21 protein-coding genes are annotated in these 16,451 nt (G+C 70.0%); 16 read left to right on the plus strand and 5 right to left on the minus strand.

The genetic code is table 11. The annotated features are described in order from the left end of the window. Positions 1 to 130 precede the first annotated feature (130 nt). From ACZ6KY_RS01950 to ACZ6KY_RS01985, 8 genes are read left to right on the plus strand one after another with little or no spacing between them, the layout of a single operon-like run. Positions 131 to 874 carry a helix-turn-helix transcriptional regulator gene (locus ACZ6KY_RS01950; protein ID WP_469308335.1) on the plus strand — a complete coding sequence of 248 codons (744 nt, stop codon included), beginning with the start codon at positions 131 to 133 and terminating at the stop codon, positions 872 to 874. Next, a complete protein-coding gene (gene sufB / locus ACZ6KY_RS01955; protein ID WP_469308336.1) occupies positions 871 to 2,292 on the plus strand; it encodes a Fe-S cluster assembly protein SufB in 1,422 nt (473 codons plus the stop codon). The genes ACZ6KY_RS01950 and sufB overlap by 4 nt, the downstream gene beginning before the upstream one ends. A gap of 57 nt (positions 2,293 to 2,349) precedes the next feature. Further along, positions 2,350 to 3,531 (plus strand): Fe-S cluster assembly protein SufD, encoded by a 1,182-nt coding sequence (sufD, locus tag ACZ6KY_RS01960; RefSeq protein ID WP_469308337.1) that lies wholly within the window; start codon positions 2,350 to 2,352, stop codon positions 3,529 to 3,531. Continuing rightward, positions 3,531 to 3,854, plus strand: coding sequence for a bifunctional 3-phenylpropionate/cinnamic acid dioxygenase ferredoxin subunit (locus ACZ6KY_RS01965; RefSeq protein ID WP_469308338.1), 324 nt, complete (start codon positions 3,531 to 3,533; stop codon positions 3,852 to 3,854). Before sufD ends, ACZ6KY_RS01965 begins: the two co-directional genes overlap by 1 nt. Positions 3,855 to 3,861: 7 nt before the next feature. Next, positions 3,862 to 4,635 (plus strand): Fe-S cluster assembly ATPase SufC, encoded by a 774-nt coding sequence (sufC, locus tag ACZ6KY_RS01970; RefSeq protein ID WP_469308339.1) that lies wholly within the window; start codon positions 3,862 to 3,864, stop codon positions 4,633 to 4,635. Next, complete coding sequence (locus ACZ6KY_RS01975; protein ID WP_469308340.1) at positions 4,632 to 5,888, plus strand: cysteine desulfurase; 1,257 nt, start codon at positions 4,632 to 4,634, stop codon at positions 5,886 to 5,888. Before sufC ends, ACZ6KY_RS01975 begins: the two co-directional genes overlap by 4 nt. 16 nt (positions 5,889 to 5,904) lie before the next feature. After that, on the plus strand, positions 5,905 to 6,369 hold the full coding sequence (gene sufU, locus ACZ6KY_RS01980) for a Fe-S cluster assembly sulfur transfer protein SufU (RefSeq protein ID WP_351873601.1): 465 nt from the start codon (positions 5,905 to 5,907) through the stop codon (positions 6,367 to 6,369). Positions 6,370 to 6,380: 11 nt separating this feature from the next. Further along, positions 6,381 to 6,761: a metal-sulfur cluster assembly factor gene (locus ACZ6KY_RS01985; protein ID WP_469308500.1), complete on the plus strand. Its 381-nt coding sequence runs from the start codon at positions 6,381 to 6,383 to the stop codon at positions 6,759 to 6,761. Positions 6,762 to 6,864: 103 nt separating this feature from the next. Here the strand turns inward: ACZ6KY_RS01985 and ACZ6KY_RS01990 are convergent, their stop codons facing one another. Further along, the gene (locus ACZ6KY_RS01990) at positions 6,865 to 7,845 is read right to left on the minus strand and encodes an AbfB domain-containing protein (protein WP_469308341.1); all 981 of its coding nucleotides are present in this window, start codon (positions 7,843 to 7,845) and stop codon (positions 6,865 to 6,867) included. A 190-nt stretch (positions 7,846 to 8,035) separates the two neighbouring features. Next, positions 8,036 to 8,221, minus strand: a complete 186-nt coding sequence (locus tag ACZ6KY_RS01995) for a hypothetical protein (RefSeq protein ID WP_469308342.1) — start codon at positions 8,219 to 8,221, stop codon at positions 8,036 to 8,038. On the opposite strand from ACZ6KY_RS01995, the gene ACZ6KY_RS02000 reads away from it, so the two are divergent. Next, positions 8,220 to 8,585, plus strand: a complete 366-nt coding sequence (locus ACZ6KY_RS02000) for a VOC family protein (RefSeq protein ID WP_469308343.1) — start codon at positions 8,220 to 8,222, stop codon at positions 8,583 to 8,585. The two genes, ACZ6KY_RS01995 and ACZ6KY_RS02000, sit on opposite strands and share 2 nt — an antisense overlap. On the opposite strand, the gene ACZ6KY_RS02005 is transcribed toward ACZ6KY_RS02000, so the two are convergent. Then, a complete protein-coding gene (locus tag ACZ6KY_RS02005) occupies positions 8,574 to 9,608 on the minus strand; it encodes a DUF7847 domain-containing protein (RefSeq protein WP_469308344.1) in 1,035 nt (344 codons plus the stop codon). The genes ACZ6KY_RS02000 and ACZ6KY_RS02005 overlap by 12 nt on opposite strands. Positions 9,609 to 9,946: 338 nt before the next feature. Here ACZ6KY_RS02005 and ACZ6KY_RS02010 point away from each other — a divergent pair, with 338 nt between their 5' ends. The 3 genes from ACZ6KY_RS02010 to dapD all read left to right on the plus strand — a co-directional run bounded on the left by ACZ6KY_RS02010 (position 9,947) and on the right by dapD (position 11,978). Then, entirely contained in the window at positions 9,947 to 10,267 is a 321-nt protein-coding gene (locus ACZ6KY_RS02010) for a DMT family transporter (protein ID WP_469308345.1), read from the plus strand. A 34-nt stretch (positions 10,268 to 10,301) separates the two neighbouring features. Beyond that, positions 10,302 to 10,892: a TetR/AcrR family transcriptional regulator gene (locus tag ACZ6KY_RS02015; RefSeq protein WP_469308346.1), complete on the plus strand. Its 591-nt coding sequence runs from the start codon at positions 10,302 to 10,304 to the stop codon at positions 10,890 to 10,892. Between the two features lie 96 nt (positions 10,893 to 10,988). Beyond that, positions 10,989 to 11,978 (plus strand): 2,3,4,5-tetrahydropyridine-2,6-dicarboxylate N-succinyltransferase, encoded by a 990-nt coding sequence (dapD, locus tag ACZ6KY_RS02020; RefSeq protein WP_469308347.1) that lies wholly within the window; start codon positions 10,989 to 10,991, stop codon positions 11,976 to 11,978. A 56-nt stretch (positions 11,979 to 12,034) separates the two neighbouring features. Here dapD and ACZ6KY_RS02025 read toward each other — a convergent pair whose 3' ends face one another. Further along, positions 12,035 to 12,601, minus strand: coding sequence for an HAD domain-containing protein (locus ACZ6KY_RS02025; protein ID WP_469308348.1), 567 nt, complete (start codon positions 12,599 to 12,601; stop codon positions 12,035 to 12,037). A 111-nt stretch (positions 12,602 to 12,712) separates the two neighbouring features. Between ACZ6KY_RS02025 and ACZ6KY_RS02030 the strand changes: the two genes are divergently transcribed. After that, positions 12,713 to 13,273 carry a SigE family RNA polymerase sigma factor gene (locus tag ACZ6KY_RS02030; protein ID WP_469308349.1) on the plus strand — a complete coding sequence of 187 codons (561 nt, stop codon included), beginning with the start codon at positions 12,713 to 12,715 and terminating at the stop codon, positions 13,271 to 13,273. Continuing rightward, a complete protein-coding gene (locus ACZ6KY_RS02035; RefSeq protein ID WP_469308350.1) occupies positions 13,270 to 14,469 on the plus strand; it encodes a WD40 repeat domain-containing protein in 1,200 nt (399 codons plus the stop codon). Before ACZ6KY_RS02030 ends, ACZ6KY_RS02035 begins: the two co-directional genes overlap by 4 nt. Positions 14,470 to 14,490: 21 nt before the next feature. On the opposite strand, the gene dapA is transcribed toward ACZ6KY_RS02035, so the two are convergent. Continuing rightward, on the minus strand, positions 14,491 to 15,405 hold the full coding sequence (dapA, locus tag ACZ6KY_RS02040; RefSeq protein ID WP_469308351.1) for a 4-hydroxy-tetrahydrodipicolinate synthase: 915 nt from the start codon (positions 15,403 to 15,405) through the stop codon (positions 14,491 to 14,493). Between the two features lie 174 nt (positions 15,406 to 15,579). Between dapA and ACZ6KY_RS02045 the strand changes: the two genes are divergently transcribed. After that, positions 15,580 to 15,714 (plus strand): hypothetical protein, encoded by a 135-nt coding sequence (locus ACZ6KY_RS02045; protein WP_469308352.1) that lies wholly within the window; start codon positions 15,580 to 15,582, stop codon positions 15,712 to 15,714. Further along, positions 15,711 to 16,373, plus strand: a complete 663-nt coding sequence (locus ACZ6KY_RS02050; RefSeq protein WP_469308353.1) for a hypothetical protein — start codon at positions 15,711 to 15,713, stop codon at positions 16,371 to 16,373. The genes ACZ6KY_RS02045 and ACZ6KY_RS02050 overlap by 4 nt, the downstream gene beginning before the upstream one ends. The last annotated feature ends 78 nt before the right edge of the window (positions 16,374 to 16,451 follow it).

The following is a 16,451-nucleotide window of genomic DNA, read 5'->3' on the forward strand; positions in this document are numbered from 1 at the left end:
ACGCCAGCGAATTGATCGATCAAAGATCGTTCGCCCAGGTCACGTTAGGTACACCTAAGTGATGCAGCGCACCACCCGCCCGGAGGGGGGCGGCTTGTCAGGCCCTGAGGAATTACGCAACAATGGTGTTGTGAAAAACGTTGGCGAGGCTCGGGAGACCCCCGCGGGGGCCCCGCAGGAGGAACTCGCGACCGGTGAGCGCTCGACGCGCAACCGGGTCGCGCGGTCCATCCTGGACCACGGCCCGTCGACCGTCGCCGACCTGGCGGGCCGACTGGGGCTGACCCAGGCCGCCGTACGCCGTCATCTCGACGCGCTGGTCGCCGACGACGTCGTGGAAGCACGTGAGCAGCGGGTCTACGGAGCGCGTACGCGCGGCCGCCCCGCCAAGGTGTTCGCCCTGACCGACTGCGGCCGGGACGCCTTCGACCAGTCCTACGACAAGCTCGCCGAGGACGCCCTGCGCTGGATCGCCGAGCGCGAGGGCGGCGACGAGGCGATCCTCTCCTTCGCCCGCGCCCGGATCGCCGCGCAGGCCGGGGCGTATCGCGAGGCCGTCGAGGCCGCGACCCCCGAGGAGCGCACGGAAGCGCTGGCCAAGGCACTGAGTGCCGACGGGTACGCTGCCACGGCGCGCAGCGCACCGGTCGGCGAGCAGCTCTGCCAGCACCACTGCCCGGTCGCGCATGTCGCCGAGCGGTTCCCGCAGCTGTGCGAGGCGGAGACGGAGTTCTTCTCCCAGCTGCTCGGCACGCATGTCCAGCGGCTGGCCACCATCGCCCACGGCGACGGGGTGTGCACGACGTTCATCCCCAAGATTTCGCAAACCACTCATAACGCATCTGCAAGCACGGCCGGGAGGAACCCCGCATGACGCTCCCCACGGAGACTGCTCACCCCGAACTCGAGGGCCTGGGCAAGTACGAATACGGCTGGGCCGACTCCGACACGGCCGGCGCCTCTGCCAAGCGCGGCATCAACGAGGACGTCGTCCGCGACATCTCCGGCAAGAAGAGCGAGCCGGAGTGGATGACCAAGCTCCGCCTCAAGGGCCTGCGCCTCTTCGAGAAGAAGCCCATGCCCAACTGGGGTTCCGACCTGTCGGGCATCGACTTCGACAACATCAAGTACTTCGTGCGCTCCACGGAGAAGCAGGCGGAGTCCTGGGAGGACCTGCCCGAGGACATCAAGAACACGTACGACAAGCTCGGCATCCCGGAGGCGGAGAAGCAGCGCCTCGTCGCCGGTGTCGCGGCCCAGTACGAGTCCGAGGTCGTCTACCACCAGATCAACGAAGAGCTCGAGGCGCAGGGTGTCATCTTCATGGACACCGACACGGCGCTCAAGGAGCACCCGGAGCTCTTCAAGGAGTACTTCGGCACCGTCATCCCGGTGGGCGACAACAAGTTCGCGTCGCTGAACTCCGCGGTGTGGTCCGGCGGCTCGTTCATCTACGTGCCGAAGGGTGTGCACGTCGAGATTCCGCTCCAGGCCTACTTCCGTATCAACACGGAGAACATGGGCCAGTTCGAGCGGACCCTGATCATCGTCGACGAGGGCGCCTACGTGCACTACGTCGAGGGCTGTACGGCGCCGATCTACTCCTCGGACTCCCTGCACTCCGCGGTGGTCGAGATCATCGTGAAGAAGGGCGGCCGCTGCCGCTACACGACCATCCAGAACTGGTCGAACAACGTCTACAACCTGGTCACCAAGCGCGCCGTGGCGTACGAGGGCGCGACCATGGAGTGGATCGACGGCAACATCGGCTCCAAGGTCACCATGAAGTACCCGGCCGTCTACCTGATGGGCGAGCACGCCAAGGGCGAGACCCTGTCCATCGCCTTCGCGGGCGAGGGGCAGCACCAGGACGCCGGCTCCAAGATGGTCCACATGGCGCCGAACACCTCCTCGAACATCGTGTCGAAGTCCGTGGCGCGCGGTGGCGGCCGTACGTCCTACCGCGGTCTCGTCGAGATCGGCGAGGGCGCCCACGGCTCGAAGTCGAACGTGCTGTGCGACGCGCTGCTCGTCGACACCATCTCCCGCTCCGACACGTACCCGTACGTGGACGTCCGCGAGGACGACGTGTCCATGGGCCACGAGGCGACCGTCTCCAAGGTCTCCGAGGACCAGCTCTTCTACCTGATGAGCCGCGGTCTGACGGAGTTCGAGGCGATGGCGATGATCGTGCGCGGCTTCGTCGAGCCGATCGCCAAGGAACTGCCCATGGAGTACGCCCTCGAGCTCAACCGGCTGATCGAGCTCCAGATGGAAGGCGCGGTCGGCTGAGCGCCGCCGCCGTATCCATCAAGCCACTCACGTAAGAAAGCGAGCAGACCGACAGCCATGGCTGAGGCTCAGAATATCCCCGTGGGCTCGACCACCGCGGGCCAGATCGCGGTGGCCGCCGAGTCGACCGTCGCCACGCGCATGAGCGCGCCCCCCTCCTTCGACGTGGCGGACTTCCCGGTCCCCCACGGCCGCGAGGAGGAGTGGCGGTTCACCCCGCTGGAGCGCCTGCGCGGGCTGCACGACGGCACCGCCGTCGCGACCGGCGAAGGCGTACGGATCGACGTCGAGGCCCCCGAGGGCGTCACCGTCGAGACCGTCGCCCGTGACGACGCGCGGCTCGGCAAGGCCGGCACCCCGGTGGACCGCGTCGCCGCCCAGGCGTACTCGGCGTTCGAGAAGGCCGGTGTCATCACCGTCCCCAAGGAGACGGTGCTCACCGAGCCCGTCCGGATCGCCGTGCACGGCCAGGGCGGGGTCGCCTACGGCCACCAGGTCATCGAACTGGGAGCCTTCGCCGAGGCCGTCGTCGTCATCGACCACACCGGTGACGCGGTGCTCGCCGCCAACGTCGACTACGTCCTCGGCGACGGTGCCAAGCTGACCGTCGTCTCCGTCCAGGACTGGGACGACAAGGCGGTCCACGTCGGCCAGCACAACGCGCTGATCGGCCGCGACGCCACCTTCAAGTCGTTCGTGGTCACCTTCGGCGGCGACGTCGTACGCCTCCACCCGCGCGTCACCTACGCGGGCACCGGCGGCGAGGCCGAGCTCTTCGGTCTGTACTTCACGGACGCCGGCCAGCACCAGGAGCACCGCCTCCTGGTCGACCACAACACCCCGCACTGCAAGTCCAACGTCATGTACAAGGGCGCGCTGCAGGGCGAGGGGGCGCACGCGGTCTGGATCGGCGACGTCCTCATCGAGGCCAAGGCCGAGGGCACGGACACCTACGAGATGAACCGCAACCTGGTTCTGACCGACGGCGCCCGCGTCGACTCCGTGCCGAACCTGGAGATCGAGACCGGTGAGATCGTCGGCGCCGGCCACGCCTCCGCGACCGGCCGCTTCGACGACGAGCAGCTCTTCTACCTGATGGCCCGCGGCATCCCGGCCGACGAGGCCCGCCGTCTGGTGGTCCGCGGCTTCTTCGCCGAACTGGTCCAGCAGATCGGTGTCGACGACATCCAGGAGCGTCTTCTCGTGAGGATCGACGAGGAGCTGGAGGCGTCGCTCTGATGCCCGGCACCTTCGTGCGCGTCTGTGGGCTGAGCGAGCTGGAGGAGGACACCCCGAAGCGGGTGGAACTCGACGGCACGCCGGTCTCGGTCGTGAAGACCCAGGGGGAGGTGTTCGCGATCAACGACATCTGCTCGCACGCGAACGTCTCGCTCTCCGAGGGCGAGGTGGAGGACTGTCAGATCGAGTGCTGGCTGCACGGCTCCGCGTTCGACCTCCGCACCGGCAAGCCGTCCGGCCTTCCCGCGACGCGCCCCGTCCCCGTATACCCCGTACAGATCGAAGGGGACGACGTGCTCGTCTCCCTCAACCAGGAGTCCTGAGGAACCCATGGCAACGCTTGAAATCCACGACCTGCACGTCACCGTCGAGGCCGACAACGCCACGAAGGAGATCCTCAAGGGCGTCGACCTGACCGTGAAGCAGGGCGAGACGCACGCCATCATGGGCCCCAACGGCTCGGGCAAGTCGACCCTCGCCTACTCGCTCGCGGGCCACCCGAAGTACACGATCACCGGCGGCACCGTCACCCTCGACGGCGAGAACGTCCTGGAGATGTCCGTCGACGAGCGCGCCCGCGCGGGCCTGTTCCTGGCGATGCAGTACCCGGTCGAGATCCCCGGCGTCTCGGTCTCCAACTTCCTGCGCACCTCCGCCACCGCCGTCCGCGGCGAGGCCCCCAAGCTGCGTACGTGGGTGAAGGAGGTCAAGGAGACCATGGCGCGCCTCTCCATGGACCCGGCCTTCGCCGAGCGCAACGTCAACGAGGGCTTCTCCGGCGGCGAGAAGAAGCGCCACGAGATCCTTCAGCTGGAGCTGCTCAAGCCGAAGATCGCGATCCTCGACGAGACCGACTCCGGCCTGGACGTCGACGCCCTGCGTGTCGTCTCCGAGGGCGTCAACCGCGTCCGCGAGACCGGTGAGGTGGGCACCCTGCTCATCACGCACTACACGCGCATCCTGCGCTACATCAAGCCCGACTTCGTGCACGTCTTCTCCGGCGGCCGCATCGTCGAGTCCGGCGGCGCCGAACTCGCCGACAAGCTGGAGAACGAGGGCTACGAGTCGTACGCGGTCGACGCGAAGGGTGGCGTATCAGCGTGACGCAGCTGCCGGGCCTCCTCGACACCGAGGCGATCCGCAAGGACTTCCCCATCCTGGACCGCCAGGTCCACGACGGTAAGAAGCTGGTGTACCTGGACAACGCGGCGACCTCGCAGAAGCCGCGCCAGGTCCTGGACGCCCTGAACGAGTACTACGAGCGCTACAACGCCAACGTCCACCGCGGTGTGCATGTGCTCGCCGAGGAGGCCACGGCGCTGTACGAGGGCGCGCGCGACAAGGTCGCCGCGTTCATCAACGCGCCGAGCCGCGACGAGGTGATCTTCACCAAGAACGCCTCCGAGTCGCTCAACCTCGTGGCCAACATGCTGGGCTGGGCCGACGAGCCCTACCGCGTCGACCACGAGACCGAGATCGTCATCACGGAGATGGAGCACCACTCCAACATCGTTCCGTGGCAGCTGCTTTCGCAGCGTACCGGCGCGAAGCTGAAGTGGTTCGGCCTCACCGACGACGGCCGTCTCGACCTGTCGAACATCGACGAGATCATCACGGAGAAGACGAAGATCGTCTCCTTCGTGCTGGTGTCGAACATCCTGGGCACCGTGAACCCGGTCGAGGCGATAGTGCGCCGCGCCCAGGAGGTCGGCGCCCTGGTCCTGATCGACGCTTCGCAGGCCGCGCCGCACATGCCGCTCGACGTCCAGGCCCTCCAGGCCGACTTCGTGGCCTTCACCGGTCACAAGATGTGCGGCCCGACGGGTATCGGCGTCCTCTGGGGCCGCCAGGAACTCCTGGAGGACCTTCCGCCGTTCCTCGGCGGCGGCGAGATGATCGAGACCGTGTCGATGCACTCGTCGACGTACGCCCCGGCGCCGCACAAGTTCGAGGCGGGCACCCCGCCGATCGCGCAGGCGGTCGGTCTGGGAGCGGCCATCGACTATCTCTCGGCGATCGGCATGGACAAGATCCTCGCCCACGAGCACGCGCTCACCGAGTACGCGGTGAAGCGGCTCGCGGAGGTCCCCGACCTGCGGATCATCGGCCCCACCACGGCCGAGGACCGCGGCGCCGCGATCTCGTTCACGCTGGGCGACATCCACCCGCACGACGTGGGCCAGGTTCTCGACGAGCAGGGCATCGCGGTCCGGGTCGGTCACCACTGCGCCCGTCCGGTCTGCCTGCGGTACGGAATTCCTGCGACGACCCGGGCGTCGTTCTATCTGTACTCCACGCCGTCCGAGATCGACGCTCTGGTCGACGGCCTGGAGCACGTACGGAACTTCTTCGGCTGAGGGGCTGGCTGGGAACGTGAAGCTGGATTCGATGTACCAGGAAGTCATCCTGGACCACTACAAGCACCCGCACGGGCGCGGTCTCCGGGACGGCGACGCCGAGGTGCACCACGTCAATCCCACGTGCGGTGACGAGATCACCCTGCGCGTGAAGTACGACGGCGAGCGGATCGAGGACATCTCGTACGAGGGCCAGGGCTGTTCGATCAGCCAGGCCTCGGCCTCCGTACTGAATGACCTCCTGGTCGGCAAGGACGTGTCCGACGCGCAGAAGATCCAGGAGACCTTCCTGGAACTGATGCAGTCCAAGGGACGGATCGAGCCGGACGACGCGATGGAGGAGGTGCTGGAGGACGCGGTCGCGTTCGCCGGTGTCTCCAAGTACCCGGCCCGGGTCAAGTGCGCCCTCCTCAGCTGGATGGCGTGGAAGGACGCGACGGCCCAGGTTCTGGGCGAGAGCGCCGAGAGGAAGACGGCATGAGCGAGAACACCATGACATCGGACGAGACCGCTGTGGCATCCGGCGAGACCGCTGTCGCGTCGGGCGAGAGCCTGACGACGAAGCCGGCGTCGGAGGAAGAGGTCCGCGAGGCGCTCTACGACGTCGTCGACCCCGAGCTGGGCATCGACGTCGTCAACCTCGGCCTCATCTACGGCATTCACGTCGACGACGCGAACATCGCGACGATCGACATGACCCTGACGTCCGCGGCCTGTCCGCTCACCGACGTCATCGAGGACCAGGCCAAGTCCGCCACGGACGGCCTCGTCAACGAGCTGCGCATCAACTGGGTCTGGATGCCGCCGTGGGGCCCGGACAAGATCACGGACGACGGCCGCGAGCAGCTTCGCGCGCTCGGCTTCAACGTCTGAGTCCTGTTCGACGTCCGAGTCCCAGGTACCTCGCATGGGGCGGCACCTTCGGGTGCCGCCCCATCGCGTTTTCCTCGGGGGATGCCGGGGTCGTGCCCGGGTCTCAGGCCCAGCCCCGCACCAGGCGGAACGCCGAGTCCGCCCGGTAGCGCCTGCCGTGCCCGTTCCGCCCCAGGCGGAGCTGGAAGTCGCGGTGGCGCAGGAAGTGGCCCGGGTAGTTGACCGACTCCAGCATGACGGCGCCGGAGTAGGAGGACGCGCGGGGGCAGAAGGTGGCGTCCTTCCGGAAGAGGGCGGAGCCGTCGTCGCGGTCGGCGCGCAGTACGAAGTCGCGGTGGCGCAGGTAGGAGCCGCCGGCGGTGGCGAAGGAGTAGCAGGAGGACTTCGCCAGTCCTGGGACCACCTTGAAGCTGGCGGCCCGCCGGGTCGCGGCCGGACTGCCCGAGCTCACCGGGTCGAGCCGGACCGTCCCGTTGCTCAAATGCCAGAAACGGTCAGGGTAGTTGACCGCCTGGACCGACTTCAGCGAAGAGGCCGGCCGGGGCGGGGAAGTGGTGCCGGACGCGGCGGGCGTCGACGATCCGGGGACGGGCCGGCTGCCGGAACCCCGGTCCGAGGGCCCGGGCGACACGGAACCGTGCGACGCGGCATCAGGTGACGCGGAGTCGGGTGAGGCCGAGCGTGAAGTCCCGGGCGAGGCCAGTGCGTTCTTCCCTGTCGGGGCCGTGGTGACTCCGGCGGGGGCGCCGAGGAGGAAGGGGTTCGCCGTGTCGGTCAGGGTCCTGTTGGCCACACTGTTCTGTGATGACCCGTCAGAACGGTTCGCCTGTACGGAGATCACGGCCACGACGGCGATGGTCACGGCCACCGCGAGCCCGCCGGCCAGCCAGAGCCGCCGGGTTCCGGGCAGCCTGCCCTCGTCATCCGCCCCGACCGCCTCCCAGGGCGCCGGGGACACGGGAACGAGGTCGGTCGACACCGGGTAGGGCGCACCGCGCGGGGTGGGACGCCAGGGAACGATCTCCCTGGAGAGGGCGGGCCCGTCGGGGCCGTCGGGCCCGGATCCGGGCGTCACTTCTGGCATACGCGTTCCTAAGCGGGGGAGGGCGAGCGCGCGAGGGGGCGAAGCGAGGGGTGGAGGGTGCGGCACACGGAGCGGGCGGTCATGGAGACCCGGTGTGCGACTGGTGAAACAGTAGTGGAACCGGTGACTTCTGAGCAGTCGTTTCCCATAGCGGTACCGGGAATTGCCCGCAGCGTTTTCGGGCAATCGCTCACAGAGTTACGGGAGTTGGACGGTGCCGGGTGCCGGGTGCCGGGTGCTGGGTCCGGGTGGCACGTGGTGGCCGGGTGCTTGGCGGCGCGTGGTGGCCGGGCGCCTGGCTGCGGTCGGCGGTGGCGGCGTGTGCTGCCCGGCGGCGGTGGCGGACCTCCTCGCGCCGGGGGAGACTGCCGTTCATGGCTGTCTCCTTCTACCACCTCGTCATCGATGCCCACGACCTGCCCGCGCTGGCCCGCTTCTGGTGTCAAGTCCTCGACTGGCGGGTGCTGTTCGAGGCCGAGGACGAGATCGTCATCGGCTCCGACGCGCACGCGCTGCCCGGACTCTGCTTCCTGCCGGTCGCCGAGCGCAAGACCGTCAAGAACCGGCTGCACATCGATCTCACGCCGGACGACCAGGCCGCCGAGGTCGAGCGCATCCTCGCCCTCGGGGCGCGCCGGGCCGACGTGGGGCAGGGCGAGGACGTCAGCTGGGTCGTCCTCGCCGATCCCGAGGGCAACGAGTTCTGTGTGCTGCGGCCGAAGAAGTCGCTAGTGGACTGAGCCCGGCGTACCGGGAGCGCCCGGCTCCTCCGGCCCGGCAGGCGTCCCCGGAACGGCGGCCGCGCGTATCAGCACGTCCGCCAGGCCCTCCCGGCGGATGCGCTGGTCGATGTACAGCAGGTTCGTCACCAGCGGCATGAACACCATGGAGAACAGCTGGGTGACGAGAGTGACGATCAACGTCAGTACCAGGTAGGGCCCCAGGTCGGGCATGACCTGGGCGAAGACGTCCGACAGACTCATGGGCCGCGGTGCCGAGGGGTCGTACCGCGGGATCGGCATCATCACCATGAGCGGCGTCCTGACAGCGAACGATCCGACCCCCACGACCGCGGCGCCGAGCGTCGTGATGCCGAACGTGCGCCACCACGCGCCGCGTATCAGCCGGGCCGAACGCCGCATCGCCGTCACCGGGGACGCTTCCTCCAGCACGGCGGCGGCCGGGGCGAAGCTGAACAGGACGTACAGCCAGACCATGAGCGGGAACATGAGCAGCAGGAGCAGGAAGCCGGTCCCGAACGCCACGAAGGGCGCGGAGCGCATCGTGGACAGGGCCGACACGACGATGACGAGCAGAGCGATCAGCGCCATCGGCACCATGACGATCAGGCCCGTCAGCAGCGTCACCCCGAGCACGGACGGAGTGCGCGCCCAGGCACGCCGCCAGACGGCACCGACGTGGGCCCGCCGCCCGAGGACGGCGTCGTGCAGGGTGGCCGCGGACGAGGCCTGGATGAAGGCGCCGGCCACCAGCGTGCCCAGGAGACCGACGGCCCAGACGGAGCCGAAGGCGACCAGGACGGGACGTACATCGGTCCAGTCGGTTGATCGGGGCGTCGAGAAGACGCGATGCAACTGGTCCGCCGTCGCGGCGTAGGCGAGGCCTCCCAGTCCGAGCATCAGGGCCACCAGAACCAGCCCGACCAGCGAGGCGAGCCCGAACAGCGGCTTCGCGTAGCGTCGCATCGTGGCGAAGACGCCGCCGAGGATCGTGTCCACGCCGAGCGGGGCCAGCGGGATCACGCCCGGCTTGGGCGGTGGTGGCGGCGTCCAGCCCCAGCCGCCCGGTGCACCCCAGTACGGTCCCGACGGGCCGCCCGGAGCACCTCCGTAGGGTCCCGACGGCCCTGACGGTCCCCACCCAGAACTGTGCGACATGCCTCTTGCGCTCCATCGTTCCCGGGAGTCTGCGCGACTCCGCCCCCCACTGTGATCGCGAACGATATCCGCTGGGGTGCGTGGTGCCCATGGGATATCGGGCATCGCTTCGTGTGCGGCCGCAGACATCGATACATAGATCCATACCCATCGATACGTACACCCGTACGTATCTCCTCCATCCTATGTGTACAGTCGTACGCATGGGATACGTGCTGCTCGCGGGAGCCATCGCGGCGGAGGTCGGCGCGACCACCGCGATGAAGTACACGGAGGGCTTCAGCAGGCTGTGGCCGTCGCTGCTGACCGTCCTCGGATACGTCGTCGCCTTCGCGCTGCTCGCGCAGACCCTGAAGACCGTCTCGGTCGGTACGGCCTACGCGATCTGGGCCGGTGTCGGCACCGCCGCCATCGCGGGGATCGGCATGCTGTTCCTCGGCGAGGGACTCACGGCCGCGAAGGCCGCCGGGATCGTACTGATCATCGGTGGAGTCGTGCTGCTGAATCTGGGCGGGGCGCACTGATGGCCGCGCCCGGCACGGCGGACGGCGGCCCGTGATGGCGCGACGGTACGACCCCGAGCGGCGGCAGCGGATCATCGACGCCGCGATCCGTGTCGTCGGCGCCAAGGGCATCGCCGGGCTCAGCCATCGCTCCGTCGCCGCCGAGGCCGATGTGCCGCTCGGCTCCACCACGTACCACTTCAAGACCCTGGACGAGCTCATGGTCGCCGCCCTGCGCCAGGCGAACGAGGGCTTCGCCAAGGTGCTCGCGGCACGCGGCACCCTGGAGGACACCCGCGCCGACCTGGCCGCCGAACTCGCCGGACTGATCGGCGAATGGCTGGCAGGCGACCGTACGGGCGTGGAGCTGGAGTACGAGCTCTACCTCGCCGCCCTCCGCAGGCCCGCCCTGCGCCCGGTCGCCGCCGAATGGATCGACAGCCTCGTCGAGCCGCTGACCCGCCGCACGGATCCGGTCACCGCGCGGGCGCTGGTCGCCCTGCTGGACGGAATCTGTCTCCAGGTGCTGCTGACGGGGACGTCGTACGACGAGGGGTACGCGCGGGAGGTCTTGGCGCGGGTCCTTCCGCCCGGCAGGGCGACCGGAGACGGCCCGGGGCGGTCACCCGGTCGGTCAGGGTGGTGAACGGAGTTGGGCCGGGGCGGTGACCGGGGGCCCGGTGGCCGAGACGTCCCGTGCACCGGTTCGCTCGGGCGGCCCCCGCCAAGTTAGGTTTCACCCATGACCGACACGACTGCTTCTCGTACCACCGGCGCCGTCGCCGCAGGGCTCGCCACCCTCACCTCCGACGGCACCGTTCTCGACACCTGGTTCCCCGCGCCCGAACTGTCCGCCGAGCCCGGCCCGGCCGGCACCGAGCGGCTGTCCGCCGAGCGGGCCGTCGAACTGCTCGGCGAGGGAGCCGCGCAGGCCATCGGCCCGGACGCCCGCCGGGGCGTCGAGGTGGTCGCGGTCCGTACGGTCATCGCGTCGCTGGACGACAAGCCGCTCGACGCGCACGACGCGTACCTGCGCCTGCACCTCCTCTCGCACCGCCTGGTCAAGCCGCACGGCCAGAACCTGGACGGCGTGTTCGGCCTGCTCACCAACGTCGCCTGGACCTCGCTCGGCCCGGTCGCCGTCGGCGACATCGAGAAGGTCCGGCTGAACGCGCGCGCCGCCGGCCTGCACCTCCAGGTGACCTCCATCGACAAGTTCCCGCGCATGACGGACTATGTCGCGCCCAAGGGCGTCCGCATCGCCGACGCCGACCGGGTCCGCCTCGGCGCGCACCTCGCCGAGGGCACGACCGTCATGCACGAGGGCTTCGTGAACTTCAACGCGGGCACGCTCGGCACCTCCATGGTCGAGGGCCGCATCTCCGCCGGTGTCGTCGTCGGCAACGGTTCGGACATCGGCGGCGGCGCGTCCACCATGGGCACCCTCTCGGGTGGCGGCAACGTCCGTATCACCATCGGCGAGCGCTGCCTCGTCGGCGCGGAGGCGGGCGTCGGCATCGCCCTCGGCGACGAGTGCGTGGTCGAGGCCGGGCTGTACGTCACCGCCGGCACGCGCGTGACGATGCCCGACGGCGACATCGTCAAGGCCCGTGAACTGTCCGGGGCTTCGAACATCCTCTTCCGCCGCAACTCGGTCACCGGAACCGTCGAGGCGCGCCCGAACAACGCGGTGTGGGGCGGCCTGAACGAGGTCCTGCACAGCCACAACTGAGCACCGGCCTCCGTGCCGAAGCAAGGGCCCTTCCGCCGTCGCGGGAGGGCCCTTGGCTATGCCGGGGTGTCGAGCGTCGTGGCGAACTCCGTCAGGGCCTCGAAGTCGGCCTCCCGCAGGCCGAGTCGGGGGTTGACGTGGTGCAGAAGGGCAGGGGCGGGGTGGTGGCCGGCGACGAACTCCGCGTCGGCCGGGCTCTGTTCGTCGTCCACCCAGGCGAAGGGGCGGCCCGCGGCGTGGGCCACGATGCGTTCCGTCTTCCAGTGGACGCCGTCGGGGCGCTCGGCGAACAGGGCGCCGGTGAAGTCGACGTAGGGGAGTTCGGGCAGGCCGATCACCGGGGCGATCCAGCGGTTGGCGGCGTCCATCCAGGTGGTCGCCCAGCACAGGTCGTAGCCGAGGGCGAGGAGCGCGCGGCCGTGGCCGGGGTGGAGCCAGACGCGCAGCGGCCGACCTGGCTCCAGGGCCACCCGGATCGTCGTGTACCCCTCGGGCCGGCGCTCCTTCTGGGCCGCGTACGGATTGAGGGGGCCGTCGACGTCGAGGAACAGCAGCGGCAAGGAGGAGTCCGCCGGCTTTTCCTGGTTCGCGTTGCGCACCTGATCACCGTACGGCAGCGGCATCCGCGAGAACCGCGGAGTTTTTCCGCGGTGCGGGCATAGCGCCGGGCGGCCACGCGCGTCACAGCAGGTACAGGGCGGGACACGAGGCCCGTCGAAAAAGAGAAGGTGACGATGGATGCCGAAGGGCTCGAAAGCTTCAGACAGTTCGTGGCCGGCAGGTCCGCGGCCCTGCTGAGGACCGCCGTGCTGCTCAGCGGCGGTGACCGGCACGCGGGGGAGGACCTGTTGCAGGGCGCCCTGGCCAAGGCCGCCGGTCGCTGGCACCGCATCGACGAACCCGAGGCGTACGTACGGCAGGTGCTCTACCGTCAGCAGATCAGCCGCTGGCGACTGAAGTGGCGGCGACGCGAGGTCAGCGTCGCTCATCCGCCCGAGACCGGCCCGCCGGGCACCGACACGGCGGCCGCCACCGACCTGCGCCTGGTGATGCGCGAGGCGCTGTCCCGGCTCACCGCGCGCCAGCGCACCGTCCTGGTGCTGCGCTACTTCGAGGACCTGCCGGAGGCCGACGTGGCCCGGCTGCTGGGCTGCTCCGTGGGCACCGTGCGGTCCACCACCCACCGCTCCCTGGCCCGGCTGCGCGCCCTCGCGCCCGAACTCGCCGCGCTCGCCCCCGCCGCCGGTGAACGGTCGTCGTCCCGTGACTACTCGCCCGTGGAGGTACGGCCGTGAACATCGAGGAACTGATGAGCGAGGCGCTGCGTGAGCAGGCCGCCGAACAGCCGCCACCCGGCCCCGGCCTCGCCGACCGGGTCCTGACCGTGCGCAGGCGCCGCCGGACCTGGCGCATCGCGTCCGTCGCGGTCGCCGTCGCCGCGGCGATCACCGCCGCGATCGGGGTGCCGCGGATGGAGTCCGGTGGACACGACGTACGGCCCTTGGGAAGGACGGACCCCAAGCCGACCGCCGCGCACCCGGCGCAGTCGCCGGCGCGCTCGCTGGTCGCGGCCGGGCGTGCGGCGATGGCCGCGTACTACACCAATAAGACCGACTGGCGGACCGCCCACAAGGGCGTCAGGGTGCGCACCTACTGGCTGCTCGACCCGAAGTCCGGCCGCTACGAGAAGGACACCCGGTGGTCGTGGGTCGCGGTGGCCCCCGGCCTGCGGACCGCCGCCGTACTGGAGCAGCACCTGCCCGTGCGCCGGATCGGCCTGCTCGACCTCACGAGCGGCAAGGTCGAGCGGTGGATCCCGGTCGACCACCCGGTGGGCGGGCTGGAGTTCTCGCACAACGGCACGAAACTCATCGCGACGACCTACGAGGAGAACCCCGACATCATGACCAGAACGGGCGCCGAGGGCATCCCCGTGCCGGTGATGTCCTCCCGCACCGGGTTCTACGTCTTCGACGTGGCGTCGGGGAAGGGCCCCTGGGCCGCGGTGGGGGTGCAACGGGACAACCAGGGCCACGAGATCAACCTTCGCCAGGACTTCGAGTTCTGCCGCGACGGAAGGACCGTCACGGGCAGGCAGTCGGGCGCGCCCACCGTTCGTTTCTACGACGCGTCCGGCCGGGAGGTGGGCGTGCCCGAGGGGGAGCGGTACAACACCGTCGCGGCCGGCCTGTCGCCCGACGGCACCCGGCTCGCCGGGGAGTTCGCGGGCAAGAAGTGGCACACCTCCTCGTGGATCCTCGACCCGCACACCGGCAAGCACCTGACCGAGGTCCGCGGCCAGATGCTGCTCGTCTGGGCCGACGACAAATCCCTGATCGCCTGGGACATCGCCAAGGGCGACAAGAACGAGTTCCACAATCGGCTGGTGCTGGTCACCATCGGCAGTGACAAGGAGGTGCCGCTCAGCGGCTTCCTCCGGGGCACCGACGGCTCGGTGGGGCGCTGGGAGCCCGTCTTCGCCGAGCGCTGAGCCTCCCTCGCCCGCTGCTCGCTAGACCCCGGCGAACTCGTCCGTGACCTCGGCGAGCACCGCCCGCAGTCCGTCGGCCGTCTCCCGGCCGGCGGGCCGCAGCGGTGCCCGGACCGGGCCCGCCGGCAGCCCGAGCGAGGCCAGCAGCGCCTTCGCGGTGACCGTGCCGGGCAGTCCCGCCCCCGTCGTCGCCTCGATCAGCGGCAGGGCCCGCCGCATCAGCCGGGCCGCCCCCGCCGTGTCGCCGCCGTCGAACGCGTCGAGCACGGCCCGCAGCAGTCCCGGCACGACGTTCGCCACCGTGCTGACGTACCCGGCACCGCCCACCGCGTACAGGGCGAGCACGTGCTCGTCGCAGCCCGCGTAGTACGCCAACTCCGTTCGGGCCAGCACCCTTTGTGTGCCGAGCAGGTCGTACGCGCAGTCCTTCACGGCCACGATCCGGGGGTGCGCGGCGAGCCGGATCATCGTGTCGGGTTCGATGCGGGTGCCGGTGCGGCCGGGGATGTCGTAGAGCATGAGCGGCAGTTCGGACGCGTCGGCGACCTCCGTGAAGTGTTCCTCCAGCGCGTCCTGCGGCGGCCTCGAGTAGTACGGGGTGACGACGAGTACGCCGTCCGCGCCCGCCTCCCCGGCCGCCAGCGCGAGATCGACCGTGTGCCGGGTGTCGGACGAGCCGACGCCCGTGACCAGGCGGGCCCGGTCGCCGACCGCCTCGCGGACCGCGCGTACCAGCGCGGACTTCTCCGCGTCCGAGGTGGTCGGCGATTCGCCCGTGGTGCCGTTCAGCACCAGGCCGTCGCAGCCCTCGCGCACCAGGCGGTCGGCGAGGCGCCGGGCGCCGTCGAGGTCGAGCGCGCCCGCCTCGGTGAACGGTGTGACCATCGCGCAGAGCGCCCGGCCGAAGGGTGCCGGAGACCGGTCGGAGTTCGTCATACGAACAGTCTCGGCGCGATGACCGTACAGCTCCACTTAAATCTCCTACGGCATATCGATAAGCATTGCTGAGATGTGCTGCCGGGCCCTCGGCCCGAGGCCCTGTGTACCGTTCCGCCCTTCATGGGCCACCATGGACCGGAAGGTCACCGACCGCAGGTCATGGGAGGCGTCATGAGGCTCGGCAAGGCACTCGCCACCGGAGTCGCGGAGGAACAGGCTCACGTGCACGCGGACGCGCTCGAACTCCCCGAGATCATCGAGGAGTCGGAAGCGTCCGTCCCCGAAGAGGTTCCGGCCGGACGATGAGGCTGCGGCTCCCCGAGGAACGCCCGACGGAGCCGCCGGCCGGATACAAGATCGCCCACCCGGTGCTGTCCCAGGACGGCACCCGGGCCGGGTTCACCGGCGTATCGCTGGGCTGCGCGCTGCCGTACGGAGTGCTGGACGAGGCACGCTGTGTCTACGGACGGCGGCACCGCGCGCCGCACCGCCGCTGCGACTGCGGCTTCCATTGCGTGCACGAGTCCGCCGTCGCCGAGGCGATGCTGTGCACCGCCGAACACCGGGCGGCCGTCCTCCTCGAAGTCTCCGTCCTCGGCGCCTACATCCGCTTCGAGCGCGGTTTCCGGTACGCCCGCCAGCGGGTGCGCGGTGCCACCGTCGGCCCCTGTGGCTGCGGCTCCGTGGCCGCGGCGCTGGCCGACGCCGGCTGGGGGCGACCGGGCTGGCACGCCCTGACGTCCGCGTGCGCGGGATGCGTACGCGGACGTACGTCGCTCTCGCTCGCCTCCTTCGCGCGGCTGGCCGGAGAGGGCCTGAGGGTCCGGGCCGCCGGTGGTCGCGTGGTCGCCACGGCCGGTCTCGGGGTGTCCGAACTGGTCGCGGAGGCGGCCCTGATTCAAGCCCGACTCGACTGGTTCCAGGGCCAGTTGGCGCGTCTGCACGACCGGGGATCGCAGGGATAGCACGGGCCGGTCCGGGTACCCGGGCCTCCGCGGGCGAGCGGAGGCGGGGCCCTCACCGCGAGCCCGCTCCGAAGGCGG

The organism is Streptomyces sp. NPDC042002 (assembly GCF_055588305.1).